This is a genomic window from Stenotrophomonas sp. GQ19 (assembly GCF_059758695.1).
The window spans coordinates 34,420-47,284 of record NZ_JCAXES010000002.1 but is presented as its reverse complement, the minus strand read 5'-3'; the positions used below and the strand labels follow the sequence as shown (position 1 = coordinate 47,284).

General features: G+C 69.1%; 12 protein-coding genes. 6 read left to right on the top strand and 6 right to left on the bottom strand.

What is annotated here, in order from left to right:
- The first annotated feature begins 111 nt into the window (after positions 1 to 111).
- Complete coding sequence (locus AC6CHL_RS04365) at positions 112 to 447, top strand: zinc ribbon domain-containing protein YjdM (RefSeq protein ID WP_038687058.1); 336 nt, start codon at positions 112 to 114, stop codon at positions 445 to 447.
- A 7-nt stretch (positions 448 to 454) separates the two neighbouring features.
- Here AC6CHL_RS04365 and AC6CHL_RS04360 read toward each other — a convergent pair whose 3' ends face one another.
- Positions 455 to 1,594 (bottom strand): tetratricopeptide repeat protein, encoded by a 1,140-nt coding sequence (locus tag AC6CHL_RS04360; RefSeq protein WP_498293533.1) that lies wholly within the window; start codon positions 1,592 to 1,594, stop codon positions 455 to 457.
- Positions 1,595 to 1,826: 232 nt separating this feature from the next.
- Here AC6CHL_RS04360 and AC6CHL_RS04355 point away from each other — a divergent pair, with 232 nt between their 5' ends.
- From AC6CHL_RS04355 to AC6CHL_RS04340, 4 genes are all read left to right on the top strand, one after another.
- On the top strand, positions 1,827 to 2,426 hold the full coding sequence (locus AC6CHL_RS04355) for an HD domain-containing protein (protein ID WP_038687062.1): 600 nt from the start codon (positions 1,827 to 1,829) through the stop codon (positions 2,424 to 2,426).
- A 55-nt stretch (positions 2,427 to 2,481) separates the two neighbouring features.
- Entirely contained in the window at positions 2,482 to 2,667 is a 186-nt protein-coding gene (locus AC6CHL_RS04350; RefSeq protein WP_038687064.1) for an oxidoreductase-like domain-containing protein, read from the top strand.
- A gap of 14 nt (positions 2,668 to 2,681) precedes the next feature.
- A complete protein-coding gene (locus AC6CHL_RS04345; protein ID WP_498293532.1) occupies positions 2,682 to 3,323 on the top strand; it encodes a DUF998 domain-containing protein in 642 nt (213 codons plus the stop codon).
- A gap of 87 nt (positions 3,324 to 3,410) precedes the next feature.
- A complete protein-coding gene (locus tag AC6CHL_RS04340) occupies positions 3,411 to 4,754 on the top strand; it encodes a virulence factor family protein (protein ID WP_498293530.1) in 1,344 nt (447 codons plus the stop codon).
- 368 nt (positions 4,755 to 5,122) lie between these two features.
- On the opposite strand, the gene mprF is transcribed toward AC6CHL_RS04340, so the two are convergent.
- The gene (mprF, locus tag AC6CHL_RS04335) at positions 5,123 to 7,681 is read right to left on the bottom strand and encodes a bifunctional lysylphosphatidylglycerol flippase/synthetase MprF (protein WP_498293529.1); all 2,559 of its coding nucleotides are present in this window, start codon (positions 7,679 to 7,681) and stop codon (positions 5,123 to 5,125) included.
- Positions 7,682 to 7,873: 192 nt separating this feature from the next.
- On the opposite strand from mprF, the gene AC6CHL_RS04330 reads away from it, so the two are divergent.
- The gene (locus AC6CHL_RS04330; protein WP_038687069.1) at positions 7,874 to 8,221 is read left to right on the top strand and encodes a RidA family protein; all 348 of its coding nucleotides are present in this window, start codon (positions 7,874 to 7,876) and stop codon (positions 8,219 to 8,221) included.
- A gap of 337 nt (positions 8,222 to 8,558) precedes the next feature.
- Here the strand turns inward: AC6CHL_RS04330 and rnfB are convergent, their stop codons facing one another.
- The 4 genes from rnfB to AC6CHL_RS04310 all read right to left on the bottom strand — a co-directional run bounded on the left by rnfB (position 8,559) and on the right by AC6CHL_RS04310 (position 12,845).
- Positions 8,559 to 8,984 carry an Rnf electron transport complex subunit RnfB gene (gene rnfB / locus AC6CHL_RS04325; protein ID WP_447595024.1) on the bottom strand — a complete coding sequence of 142 codons (426 nt, stop codon included), beginning with the start codon at positions 8,982 to 8,984 and terminating at the stop codon, positions 8,559 to 8,561.
- 24 nt (positions 8,985 to 9,008) lie between these two features.
- Positions 9,009 to 9,599 carry an HAD family hydrolase gene (locus AC6CHL_RS04320; protein WP_137191545.1) on the bottom strand — a complete coding sequence of 197 codons (591 nt, stop codon included), beginning with the start codon at positions 9,597 to 9,599 and terminating at the stop codon, positions 9,009 to 9,011.
- A 63-nt stretch (positions 9,600 to 9,662) separates the two neighbouring features.
- Positions 9,663 to 11,735, bottom strand: coding sequence for a methionine--tRNA ligase (gene metG / locus AC6CHL_RS04315; protein ID WP_463601421.1), 2,073 nt, complete (start codon positions 11,733 to 11,735; stop codon positions 9,663 to 9,665).
- Between the two features lie 666 nt (positions 11,736 to 12,401).
- Complete coding sequence (locus AC6CHL_RS04310; protein ID WP_038687075.1) at positions 12,402 to 12,845, bottom strand: DUF2147 domain-containing protein; 444 nt, start codon at positions 12,843 to 12,845, stop codon at positions 12,402 to 12,404.
- Positions 12,846 to 12,865: the final 20 nt, after the last annotated feature.

Below are 12,865 nucleotides of genomic sequence, written 5' to 3'. Positions count from 1 at the left end.
GGCCGGGCCGGAGGTCAGGGGGCGCGCACTGTGCGGCAAGCGGGCCAGCGGTGCAAGGGCCGGAAGGCGGGCGGTTACAATAGGGGTTGTTCAGTTTTCGAAGGCTTCACCATGTCTACCGCTCCCGCCTGCCCGCAATGCACCCTGGAAAACACCTACGCCGATGGCGCGCTGTGGATCTGCGCCGACTGCGGGCATGAGTGGACCGCCGCCGAAGCCAGCGCCGGGGGCGTGGTGGTGCGCGACAGCAACGGCAACGTGCTGGCCGGGGGCGACACCGTCACCGTGATCAAGGACCTGAAGGTGAAAGGCTCCTCCATCCCGCTCAAGCAGGGCACGGTGATCCGCAACATCCGCCTGGTCGAAGACGACGCCGAGCATATCGAAGGCAACTCGGACAAGATCAAGGGCCTGGTGTTGAAGACCTGCTTCCTCAAGAAGGCCTGAGCCGGGCTCAGTTGACCGCCGCGGTGCCTTGCCGCAGGCGGTGCAGGGTGTCCAGTTTGGCCTGGTACTGCGCCTTGAGAAAATCGGCGTTGGTCCCGGCCAGGTCGCGCGCCTTGGACATTTCCACCGAGGCGCGACGGTTGTCGCCGGCCAGGAAGTAGGTGCGGGCCAGCCCGAAATGGAACTGGTGCGCGGTGCCGTACAGGCTGATCGCGCGCCGGTAGGCACGGATCGCGTCGGCATAGTCGCGGCGCTGCTCGGCCTCGTTGCCGAGGCGGAACTGCACGAACGGATCGCTGCGCTGCACCTGCTGCAGGCGTCGGGCGAGCAGGCCGGCCTGGCGGGTGTCACCCATGCGGCGGTACAGCGCGCTGGCGTTGGTCAGGCTGGCGGCATTGCGCGGCTTGAGCCGCAGCGCGGTGCGGTAATCGCGCTCGGCTTCGGCCAGGTTGCCGCTACGCGCATCCAGCACGCCAAGGTTGTTCCAGCCCGCCACGAATGCTGGGTCCTGCGCCAGCGCGGCCTGGAAGTAGGCGCGTGCCTGCACCAGGTCGCCCTCGCTCATGCGCATGGCGCCGCGGTTGTTGTAGAAGTGCGCCAAGGCACGCGGCTGGTCGATCTGCTGCGGGCCGTAGCGGTCGTAGAGCACGTTGCGGTCCAGGTCTACCAGGGCGATGCGGCCGTCCAGGTTCACCCCGGCGTTGACGTGCCCGATGTTGTAGATGGCGCCCTGGTCTTCATACCAGGTGACCACCTGGGCCACCTCCTGCACGCGCGCATCGATGCCGGCCGCGCGCGCCAGCGTCACGAACATCAAGGTGAAGGACAGGCAGTTGGCACGCCGGTTCTGCCAGGTTTCGGTCAGGGTCTGGGTGGCATACGGGTCGTATGACAGGTGCATGGCGTCTTCGTCGAAGATCATGTGCACCAGCCGCTGTACGCGCTGCTCGCGTGAGTAGACCGGGGCGATCACCCGCTGTTTCAGCAGTGCCTGCAGCTCGGGCGGTATCGCCAGGATCTGTTCGGGCGTCGGCGGGGGGGCGGCGGTCCACGGCGCGGGCGCAGCGACCGGCGCAGCGGCGGCGGCCGGCAGCGCGGGCAGCGCCGACAGCAGGGCCAGCACACACAGCATTCTCCAGGCGGACATGTCGCTCACCTCGCGGGGACGGTCGTTGCCGACTTCAGTCTAGGCCTGCGCGAGGCGGCCGGGGTGCCGTCCGTCGGCGCGATCGCCATCCACAGCCGGTGTGGACCAGCCATGGGCAAACCTGTGGATAAGCCGGTGCACGCGCCGTGCGGCGGGCCTTCGCGATGGGTGGTCAAAAAACTGCCAGCGGTGCCTGCTTGCCAGCCGCTGGCAGGAACGCCACTGTTGGCCCATGCGCTTTGAACCGATGACCTTGCCAGCGGCCATGCAGGCCGACCTTGAAGCCGCCTACGCGATGCCGGCGCGGGCGTACCACAATTTCTCGCACGTGCAGGCGGTGCTGCAGCACTGCCGCGCGGTGGCCGACGGGCCGGGCTGGGAGCACCCGCGCGAGGTGCAGTTGGCCGCGCTGTACCACGACGCGATCTACGACGCCGGGCGCAGTGACAACGAGGCGCGCTCGGCGGTGATGGCGCGCGAGGCGATCCAGCGCTGGCTGCCTGACGCCGGCATCGACGTGGCCCGGGTGGTGCAGCTGATCGAACTGACGGCCCGCCACGGCGCGTTGGGGGCAGCCGACATCGATGCGGAGGCGGCCCTGTTCCTGGACTGCGACATGGCCATCCTGGGGGCGCCGGCTGCGGTGTTCGACGCCTATGACCAGGGCATCGCCGAGGAGTACGCCGGCCACGTGCCCGGATTCCTGTTCCGGCTCAACCGGCGCCGCTTCCTCAAGCAGCTGCTGCTCAAGCCGCGCATTTTCCTGAGTGCGTTCTTCCATGCGCGGCTGGATGCCGCCGCGCGCGCCAACCTGCGCCGCCGCATCGGATAATGGCGGGGGCGCCGGTCTGGCGCCCCGGTCTCCCTCCACCACGTCCCGCCTGCCCATGTCCCTGCCTGCCGTTTTCCCCGATCCCGACCCGCGTCCGCAGCCGCCCGAAGAGCCCGGCCCCAACGAGTGCTGTGGCAGTGGCTGCCCGCTGTGCGTGCTGGATCTGTACAGCGACGAGCTGCAGCGCTACCGGGCCGCGCTGGCGGCGTGGAGAGTGCGCCACCCCGACGCCACCGACTGAGCGGGGCCGCCGGGATGACCATTGCCCCTGCTGCACACGGTGTATCGCCCCGGCACGGCCATGCCGCGCTGCTGGCGGTGGCGGCGCTGAGCGTGTTTTCCGCCACCGCGCTGTGGCTCCAATGGGCACGCCAGGATCTGGACTGGGTGCAGGCCACGCTCAGCCTCTACCTGCACGGCCCGGGCGGGCTGGCGTTGCGCAGCGCGTACTGCGTGCTGGCGATGGCGATCATGCTGCTCGCCTGGTCGCTGCACGCCGGCAGCCGTTCGCCCCGGCGCAGCAGTGCCGCACCGCTGTTGTTCTGCGTGGCCGGGCTGGGCCTGATGGGCGTGGCGATCGGCGACAGCTGGTTGCCGGCGCTCGCCCCGCTGCTGGCGCCGCTGGTGCACGCGGTGGCGGCCAACACCGCGTTCCTGTGCGTGAGCGTGGCCATGCTGCTGCAGAGCTGGTACCTGCGCGCCGACCCGCTGTGGTCGCGCTGGGCGGCCCCGGCCTGGTGGTGGGCCTGGGGCTGCTTCGTGCTGCTGTGGCTGCACGTGCTGTGGCGCGCTCCGCCGCGCGGGGCGGGGCAGAAGCTGGTGATTGCCGCCGTGGTGGTGTGGCTGCTGGCGGTGGCGCTGCGCCAGTGGCGGCACGCGCGCCGCCGGGCCGGTTGAGCGGCGCGAAGTTGCAGCCAGTCTGTGTACATGCCGTTGCCGGGGGACCGGCGTATCGTGGCGAGGACTCTTTTGGGATGCGTAACGATGCGGCGAGCCGGGTGGGGGAAGGTTCTGGGTCTGGTGATCGGGGGCTGGGTGTCGGTGGCGGCTGCCGCGACCCCGCAACAGGTCAGCCATGGGCGGTTCCAGCAGGTGCCGGTGTACCTGCCCGACGGCCACCCGCAGCGGGTGGTGGTGTGGTTCGACGGCGGCCACGAGCGTGAGCGCAGCCGCGGGCGCATCGACGCCCTGCGCGCACAGGGCGCGCTGGTGGCCCAAGTGGACGTGGCCCGGCTGCGCCAGGTACTGGCCAAGGAAGGCAGTGGCACCTGCGCATTCGGCGCCGGTGACGTGGAGAATTTCTCGCGCTGGTTCCAGGCCTACCTGCACGTACCCGGCTACCACCTGCCGCTGATCGGCGGTGATGGCGAAGGGGCCGAGCTGGCCTACGCGGTGGCCGCGCAGGCCGATACGCAGGTATTCGCCGGCCTGCTGACCACCGGCTTCTGCCCCGACCACGCGCGCGAGCGCAAGGTCTGCGGTGCGGGCAGCAGCCATGGCCGGCTGCAACCGGCCGAGCTGAATTTTCCGTGGTTGAACGCGGCGGGCGAGCGCCATTGCACCGCCGGCAACGCGGCCGCATTCGTGCGCAAGGTGGCGATGGGGCGTGATTTCCAGCGCACCGCCGACGGTGACGACCTGCCGGGGCTGTTGGCGGCCGCGCAGGTGGTCGGGGCGCAGAAGGGCGTGAGCCTGGCGCCGCCGCCGGATGCGCTCAAGGGCCTGCCCGTGGTCGAGGTGCCTGCCAGCAAGCCTGGCGACACGTTCGCCATCTTCGTGTCCGGCGACGGTGGCTGGGCCGGACTGGACAAGGAAGTGGCGGCGGCGCTGGGCGAGGCGGGGGTGCCGGTGGTCGGCGTGGATTCGCTGCGCTACTTCTGGACGGCACGCACCCCGGAAGGCTTCGCGCGCGACCTGGAGCGCATTGCCAGCCACTACAGCCAGCAATGGCAGCGCAAGCGGGTGGTGCTGGTCGGGTTCTCGCAGGGCGCCGACGTGCTCCCCGCGGCGATCAACCAGCTGTCCCCGGCCACGCGCGCCAACGTGGCGATGATCGGCTTGATGTCGGTCGGCAAGAACGCCGACTACGAGTTCCACGTCAGCAACTGGCTGGGCGGTGGCGGCGGCGGCATCCCGATTGCGCCGGAGATCGCCAAGCTGCCGGCGGGCAAGACGCTGTGCCTGTATGGCGAAGATGACGACGACGCACTATGCCCGTCGCTGCCGGCGGGCAACGCGCAGGTGATCAAGCTGCCGGGCGACCACCATTTCAAGGGCGATTACGATCGCCTCGCGCAGACGCTGCTGGACCACCTCCCCGCCCGGTAGAGCCGACCGTTGGTCGGCTGCCGTAACGCCGTACAGGGTAGAGCCGACCGTTGGTCGGCTGCTGTAGCGCCGCGCATCAGAGCAGCCGACCAACGGTCGGCTCTACCGGCTCGGGTCCAGCGCCATCCGCCGGGGGTAGGGCGTGACGATGATCGGCTTGATGTCGGTCGGCAAGAACGCCGACGACGAATTCCACGCCGCTTGGCGCAGACGCTGCTGGAGGGTAGAGCCGACCGTTGGTCGGCTGCCGTAACGCCGTGCGGGTAGAGCCGACCGTTGGTCGGCTACCGTAACGCCGCGCGGGTAGAGCCGACCGTTGGTCGGCTGCCGTAACGCCACGCATCCAAGCAGCCGACCAATGGTCGGCTCTACCGCCGCGGGTCCAGCGAGATCAGCCGGGTGGCATCGAGCAGCGCCGCAGGCAAGTGCACGCCGCCCGGTGCGGCCAGGTAACGCGCGCGCCATTGCGGGGCGAACTTGGACTTGAAGCGGCGCAGCCCGCTGAACCCATAGAAGCGTTCCCCGTGGCGGGCCACGATGTTGGCAAAGCGGTTCCAGCGGCCGGCCAGCCGGTGTTGGGCCAGCCCGGACAGCGGCGCCATGCCCAGCGAGAAGCGGTGGAAGCCGTGTTCGCGGCCCCACAGGAACAACTCGATGAACAGGAAATCCATGGTGCCCTTGGGCGCGTCGTCGACGTGCCGCATCAGGTCCACCGACAGTTCATGCCCGGCCGGCGCCTGCCACAGATTGGCGAACGCCACGATGCGGCCTTCAGCCTCCACCAACGCGACCGGGAAGCGCACCAGGTAGTCCGGATCGAAGCTGCCCAGCGAGAAGCCCTTTTCGTCGCCGGCCTTGTCGTCCAGCCACTGTTGCGAAATGGCGGCCAGTGCCGGCAGCAGCGCCGGCACCTCTGCCGGTGCAGCCACGCGGAAGCTCAGGCCGCCGCGCTTGCCGCGGTTCCAGGCCTGGCGCAGGTCGGCGCGGTCGCGTCCTTCCAGGCCGAAATCCTGCAGCGGAACCATCGCCTCCTCGCCCAGTTTGACCAGGGTCAGCCCCAGGTCGAGGTAGGTCTGCCAGTACGCTTCGCCAACCTGGTAGAACACCGGGCGCAGGCCGAGCCGGTCGGCTTCCTCGCGGAAGCGCCAGATCAGCCCACGCGCCACGTCCGGCGGTCCCACCGGGTCGCCCATGGCAATCAGCGAACCGCCGTAGCGCTGCATCATCACAAAGCCGCGCTGGTCGGCATCACGCAGCACCGCCTTGTCGGCGGTCAGCACCAGGCAGGCCTGGGTGTCTTCGGCGGCGAGCAGGATCGGCGCAAGCGCATCCAGCGTGGGCGTGTCGGCCGGCGGCAGCGGGCTGCGGGTGCTGTGCAGCAGCCGCGCCAGGCCGAAGATGGTGAGCGCGATGGCCACCACCAGCAGCGCACGCAGGGCGCGCGGCGCATTGCCTTGCAGGGCGAACTGCCACCACAGCTCGTTCTGGTATTCCACGTGGCTGTAGACGAAGAACAACAGCCAGATCACCGCCACCAGCACCAGGCCAAGGTTGCGGATCCACGGCCATGACCAGGCTTCGTCCAGCAGCGCGCCCTGGCGGTAGAACTCGCGACGCGAGGCCCACAGCGCCATGGCCACCAGCAGCGCCGACAGCGCGATCAGCACCTGGCCGCCGCGCAGCCAGATCGGCAGCGGCGCGATCACGCAGATGCCCAGCGCCAGCATCCACGCGGCGTGGCTGCGCCGCTGCAGGCCCTGGCCGATCAGCAGCAGCGCCACGCCGGCGAGGCTGCCGAGCAGGTGCGAGGTTTCCAGGATCGGCAGCGAGGCGTTGAGCAGGTGCCGGCGCGGCGTGGGCAGGGTGCCGTCGATCACCAGCGCCGCGCCCACGCTGAACACCGCCAGCGCGATGATCTGCGGCAGCCACGGGCGCAGCGCGGTCCAGCCGGCGCGGGTGGCCCCGGCGCCGACCCGCAGCGGCTTGCGCAGGGCCGGGCCCAGCGCCAGCAGCGTGGCCAGCAGCAGCGGCAGCACGTAGTAGGTGACGCGGTAGATCAGCGCCGCGGCCAGCACGGCGGCCGGTGCCACCTGCGGCAACAGCTTGAGCAGGCTCCACTCGAACACGCCCAGACCCGCCGGCACGCTGGAGATCAGCCCGGCCAGCACCGCCACCAGGTACAGGCCGACAAAGCCGGGCAGACCGGTCGGGGTGTCCATCGGCAGCAGCACGTAGAACGCGGCGCTGGCCAGCACCAGTTCGACCACGCTCAGCGCGGTGACCCAGAGCATGGTGCGGCGGTCGGGCAGCCACAGGGCGTGGCCGCGGATGCTGAAACTGCGCCCGTCGCGGCCAACCAGCAGCAGCGTGGCGGCATAGCCGAGCAGGCCGACGATGCCGGCCACGCGCACCGCCTGCACCGATACCGGCAACGCCAGCGCGGCCGCGCCGGGTTCCAGCACGAAGGCCAGGGCGAGCAGCAGCCAGGCACCGAACACGAAGCCGAGCGTGCTCATCAGCACCACCTGGCCAATCTCGCCCAGGCTCAACCCGGCGCCGCCGTAGCCGCGCAGCCGTACCGCACCGCCGGTGAGGGCGGCAAAGCCCAGGGTCTGGCCCAGCGTGTGCGCCAGGAACGCGGTGATGCCCACGCGCGCCGGATGCAGGCGCTTGCCGCTGCGGCGCAGGCCGATGGCATCAAAACCGATCAGGCAGGCGTAGCTGGCCAGGCCCAGCACCACGGTCAGTGCAATCTGCCCCGCGCCGAGATGGCGGAAGGCTTCGCGGATGGCACGGTAGCCATGTTCGTCGAATTCGCTGGCCAGCCCGCGCAGGGCCAGCGCCAGGATCGCCAGGCTGAAGATGACGGTGGCGGCACGGCGCCAGGCGAGGCGGGCCGGTGCGGGAGCAGGGGTTGTTTCGGTCATCGGTGAAGCGTGCTCCGGGGCGGGCGATGAAAGAGTCAAGACAGGCGGCGCGGTGTGCGCGCGCATCGTGCGCCTGATGCGCACGCTTGCCAAGGGTGTGCGCTGTGCCTGCCGTGGCGGCAATGATCCAGGGCAAGGACAGGCTCACACCGCATCGGTGACAATGGCCCATCACCCAGAGGAGCCATCGCCATGTTGGAACGTTTCGACGTCGGTCCGCGCATGTCTGAAATGACCGTGCACAACAAGGTTGCCTATCTGTCCGGGCAGATCCCGGAAGACACCAGCCAGGACATCACCGGCCAGACCCGGCAGGTACTGGAAGAGATCGACAAGCTGTTGGCCCTGGTGGCCAGCGACAAGCAGCACGTGCTGCGCGCGGAAGTGTTCCTGGCCGACATCAACGATTTCGCCGGCATGAACGCCGCGTGGGACGAGTGGGTGGTGGCGGGCATGACGCCGGCGCGCGCGACGGTGGAAGCCAAGCTGGCCGACCCGAGCTGGAAGGTGGAGATCGTGATTACCGCTGCGTTGCCGTAAACAGGGGCACATAGAGCCGGGCTCTGCCGCGCCACGCGAACCGATGGGCGCCGTGATTCTCGACGCATCGCCATGCGCCCATGCGTCACCGCTCTCGCGGTGCATGTAGTAGAGCCGGGCTCTGCCGCGCCACGCGAACCGATGGGCGCCGTGATTCTCGACGCATCGCCATGCGCCCATGCGTCACCGCTCTCGCGGTGCATGTAGAGCCGGGCTCTGCCCGGCTGTCCGCCGGCCATGCAAATTCAACAGCAGCCGGGCAGAGCCCGGCGCTACGGGCGTGTGCCGCGATCAACGTTCGGCGTTGCGGGGCGTGTGCCGCGATCAACGTCCGGCGTTACCGGGCGGGTGCTGCGATCAATGCGATGCAATCCACCGGGCACGGGGGAATGCACAGCTCGCAACCGGTGCACAGATCGGGCAGGACGGTGTGCATGTACTTGGCACCGCCCACGATGGCGTCCACCGGACAGGCCTGGATGCATTTGGTGCAGCCGATACAGTCGGCTTCGACAATCAGCGCGACCTGCGCGGGTTTGTGCGCGCCGCGGCTGCGATCAAACGGCAGCGCCGGCACGCCCAGCACATGGGCCAGCGCACGGGCGCCGTCGTCACCGCCCGGTGGGCAGTGGTCGACGCCGGCCTCGCCACGGGCCATGGCCTGCGCATACGGGTAGCAGCCGTCATAGCCACACTGGCCGCATTGGGTTTGCGGCAACAGGCGGTCGAGGCGTTCGATCAAACTGGCGGTGGTACTGGGCATGCGTGGCGTCGGCTGCGCGGGACGTTATTTGAGGGGTTTGCCGCGATACCAGCGGTCGTGGGCGAGCGCCAGCATCGGCCGGTCTTCGCGGCTGTCACCGTAGGCGTGGATGCGCTGGAAGCGTGACAGGTCGTAGCGTTGGCGGATGTGTTCAACCTTGCGCGGGCCACAGTCGCCGTCGGCATAGCGCCCGGTCAGGCGGCCGTCGTGGCTTTCCAGCCGGTTGCAGATCAGGCCCAGCCCCAGCGATTCGCACCACGGCCGCAGGTACAGGTCCAGCGAGCCGGACACGATCACCACGGTGTGCCGTTGTTGCAGGTGCCAGCGGATCTGTTCGAGCATCTGCGGGCGCACCACGCCGGGCAGCACGTCGCGGGCATAGCCGGCGGCCTGGGTGGCGATGTCCTCGCTGTGGCGGTTGCTGAAGGTCAGCCGGGTAACGCGGGCGCGGATCCGTGCGGCCGAGATCAGCTTGAGCCGGTAGGCCAGCAGCCACGGACCCACTTTCCACCAGGCTTGGGCCAGTTGTTCCGGGGTGGCCACGCGGCGCAGGAAGCGGCCGTAGGTGTCGCAGGTGGTGACCGTGTGGTCGAAATCGAACAACGCCAGTTCCAAACCGCACCTCCGTCCGTGCAGGCCAGCAGGCGGGGACGGCGGCAGCGCCGCCCCCGGATGCGATCAGCGTACCGGCATGCCGGGCTGGGCGCTGCTGTCGGCGTCGAGCAGGGCCAGGTCGCCGCCGTCGAAACCGGCCGACAGGATCATGCCTTCGCTCAGGCCGAAACGCATCTTGCGCGGGGCCAGGTTGGCAATGAAGACCACGCTGCGGCCGACCAGCTTCTCCGGTTCGCCGTAGCTGGCGCGGATACCGGAGAAGATCTGGCGCTTGCCGAGGTCGCCGGCATCCAGTTCGAAGCGCAGCAGCTTGTCCGAGCCGTCCACGAATTCGCAGACCAGCACCTTGCCGATGCGCAGGTCGAGCTTGGCGAAGTCGTCGATGCCGATGTAGGCCGGGCCGTCGGCAGGTGCGGCGGGCACCGCCGGTGCCGGTGCGGCAGCCGGCTTGGCGGGCTTGGCCGGGGCAGCCGGGGCGGCAGCGGCGAGGGTGTCCTTGGAGGCGTCGGTCATGGCGTCGATCATTTTCGGGTCAATCCGGGTGAACAGCGGGGCATACACGGCAATGGTGTGCGCGGTGAGCGGGCGGGCGACGTCGGTCCAGTCCTGCACGGGGGCGGCCAGGAACGCGTCGGCCTGGGCGGCGGTGGCCGGCAGAATCGGCTTGAGCGCGGTGACCAGCACGCGGAACAGGTTCAGGCCCTGGGTGCAGACGGCCTGCAGCTGGGCGTCGGCGCCCTCCTGCTTGGCGATCACCCACGGTTTCTGGTCGTCGATGTAGCGGTTGGCTTCGTCGGCCAGGGTCATGGTCAGGCGCACGGCGGCGGCCGGGTCGTTGCGCTCGTATGCCTCCCGGATGGGGGCGAGGGCGGCGACGAAGCGGTCGTACTGGGCGGCATCGGGCAGGCTGTCGGCCAGGCGGCCGTCGAAGCGCTTGCTGATGAAGCCGGCGCAGCGGCTGGCCAGGTTGACGAACTTGCCCACCAGATCAGCGTTGACGCGCGCGGTGAAGTCGCTCAGGTTCAGATCGAGGTCTTCGACGCCGCCGCCGGACTTGGCGGCGAAGTAGTAGCGCAGGGCCTCGGCTTCCAGGCCGACGTCGAGGTAGGTGCGGGCCATGACGAAGGTGCCGCGCGACTTGGACATTTTGGCGCCGTCGACCATCAGGTAGCCGTTGACGTGCAGGCGGGTGGGCGCGCGGTGGCCGGTGCCGTGCAGGACGGCCGGCCAGAACAGGCCGTGGAAGTTGACGATGTCCTTGCCGATGAAATGGTGCAGTTCGGTGCTGGTGCCGGCGCGCAGGTGGGCGTCGAAGTCTTCGCCGTTCTTGTCGCACAGGGTCTTGAAGCTGGACAGGTAGCCGATCGGGGCATCCAGCCAGACGTAGAAATACTTGCCGGGCTGGCCGGGGATTTCAAAGCCGAAGTAGGGGGCATCGCGGGAGATGTCCCAGGCGCGCAGGCCGCCGTCGGCATTGAGCCATTCGCCGAGCTTGGCCTTGACGCCGGGCAGGGCGACGTCGCCGGCGAGCCACTCGCGCAGGAAGGCGTCGAAGTGGCCGACTTCGAAGAAGAAGTGTTCGGAGTCGCGCATTTCCGGGGTGGCCCCGGAGATGACCGAGCGCGGGTCCTTCAGTTCGGTGGGGGCGTAGGTGGCGCCGCACACTTCGCAGTTGTCGCCGTACTGGTCCGGGCTGCTGCAGACCGGGCAGATGCCCTTGATGTAGCGGTCGGGCAGGAACATGCCCTTGGCAGGATCGTAGAACTGGGCCACGGAGCGGCGCGCGATGTGGCCTTCGGCCTCAAGCTTGAGGTAGAAGGCTTCGGTGAGCGCTTTGTTGGCGGCCGAGTTGGTCGAGTCGTAATGATCGAACGCCACGCCGAACGCGGCGAAGTCGCGCTCGTGGCTGGCCTGGATGTTGGCGATGAAGGCTTCCGGGGTGACGCCGGCCTTTTCGGCGGCGAGCATGATCGGGGTGCCATGGGTGTCATCGGCGCAGACGAACCAGGTTTTGCCGCCGCTCATTCGACGCGCACGCACCCAGATGTCCGCCTGGATGTAGCCGACCAGGTGGCCCAGGTGCAGGGGGCCGTTGGCGTAGGGCAGTGCGGTGGTGACTAGAGCGGTGCGGGTCATGGTCTGCGTTGTTGCCTTGGGGACCGGGGATTATCGCATGGAGGGGGTGGGCGCCTGCGGCGGGCTTTTTTTTCGAAGCCGGAGCCAGGGCCAGAGCCGGAGCCACAGCCGCAGCCGAAGCCGAAGCCACAGCCACAGCCGAAGCCTGTTGACCGGTCTGCTGGGGGAGGGCCGGGGTGGGTGAGGCCGCGGGGCACGCTGCAAGTACGTCCGTGTAAGCTCCGCCACCGCATCCATGCGGTGGAGGGCCCCGCAACCTCACCCACCCCAGCCCTTCCACAGTTGGCTGGTGTGCATGGGAACGGCGGGGGGGGGCAGGGCAGAGGCCGGAGACTAAGCGAAGCGAACCGGGCCGATCGAACCGAACCGAACCGAACCGAAAGGAGCTTCTGCGTGCCGGAGCCGGAGCCAGAGCGGTTTGGTTCGGGGTGTGGGGGAGAGTAGAAATGCAAAAGGCCGAAGCGGCGCAGCCGCTTCGGCCTTCTTCTTCCTCCCAACCGGCGATGCACATGCCTGGAGGGCGAGGCGGGTTCAACCCCACCGGGACCGTCCACGGCATGGATGCCGTGGACGAGCCCCCAGGGATGGGTTCACGGCGTGTCCCGGTGGGGTTGAACCCGCCTCGACCACACCGCAGCAATGACTAGCTAAACCAACGCCGAAAAATTACTCCCGCACCCATGTCTGGGAGCGGCAGATGAAGGCGATGCAGCCGGAGACGTCGAGCTTGGCGCCGCCGGTCTGGAGCTTGACCTTGGACTTGTAGGTCTTGCCGTTGGCCGGGTCCAGGATGGTGCCGCCGGACCAGGCGTTGGCGCCGTCGGCCTTCAGGTTCCACAGGATGGTCATGCCCTTGACCGGCTTGTTCTTGTTGGCGCCTTCGCAGCCGTCGCAGACCGGGTTGGGGCCCTTGTCCGAATGCAGGATGTCCACGACCTTGCCGGTCAGCGCGCCGTTGGCGGCCTGGGTGATCTCCACGATCGACTTCACCTTGCCGGTCTTGTCGTCGATGGTCTTCCAGCGGCCAACCGCACCGTCGGCGGCGCTGGCCGACATCGCGGCCAGCATCAGCGGCAGCGCCAGCAACAGGGTCTTGAAAGTCTTGCGCATGTTCCCCTCCCAGGGATGTC